Source organism: Rhodoplanes sp. SY1 (genome assembly GCF_046000175.1).
Classification (GTDB): Bacteria; Pseudomonadota; Alphaproteobacteria; order Rhizobiales; family Xanthobacteraceae; genus Rhodoplanes.
In genome coordinates this window covers 1-649 of the sequence record NZ_JBEOMB010000356.1, presented here as the reverse complement: position 1 = coordinate 649, position 649 = coordinate 1, and the positions used below count along the sequence as shown (strand labels likewise).

Genomic DNA, 649 nt, shown 5'->3' with positions numbered 1-649 from the left:
CGACATCCGCGGTCTCGACGCTGGTCTCCTCGACAACCCCTACGCCGACCATATCGGCCTGGACGAGACGGTTCCGGATGCCGCCGTCATGTCGAATGCCGAGGCGCGCCTCTCCCGCCGGCTGGTCGTCGGGCTGCTCCGGACGCACGTCGCGCGCCTCGACTCGGGCCCGGATTGCGGCTCGGCCGCCGGGCAGTTCGTCGCGCATCTGCTCGCCGAGACCGCCGCCGGCATTCAGATCCTGCGGAGCCTCCAGCAGCGTGCGGTGATCGGTGTCGCCGCGGGCCCGGCGCCGTTCGGACGGATCCTTCACGACATCTGCGCGCGCATCGATCAGCAGATGCGGCGCACCCGGGCCTTCGAGCTGGTGGTCGACGTCGCGCCGGACTGCCCCGTGCCGGCGCGCCAGGTGGTTCGGCTCGCTCTCCTGGCGAGCGAGCTGGTGATCAATGCCGTCAAGCACGCGCACCCGGCCGGCTTGCACGGCGTGGTCGAGATCGCCTGCCGGGTCGATCCCGACGGCAGCGTGGTGCTTACGGTGTGCGACGACGGCATCGGTCTTCCGGTCGATTTCGATCCGTCGCGGGACGGCCGCTTCGGCCTCGGCCTGATCCGGGCGCTGGCCCATTCGCTCGCCGCGGTGCTGACC

Annotated in this window: 2 protein-coding genes; one reads left to right on the top strand and one right to left on the bottom strand. The window is 71.5% G+C overall.

The window, feature by feature from the left end; genetic code table 11:
• On the bottom strand, window positions 1-313 hold a 313-nt coding region (locus tag ABTU92_RS29630), incomplete at its 3' end, for a hypothetical protein (RefSeq protein ID WP_408095121.1).
• Window positions 314-340: 27 nt separating this feature from the next.
• Here ABTU92_RS29630 and ABTU92_RS29625 point away from each other — a divergent pair.
• Window positions 341-649 (top strand): ATP-binding protein (locus ABTU92_RS29625; RefSeq protein WP_408095120.1); only part of this gene is annotated, 309 nt, incomplete at its 3' end.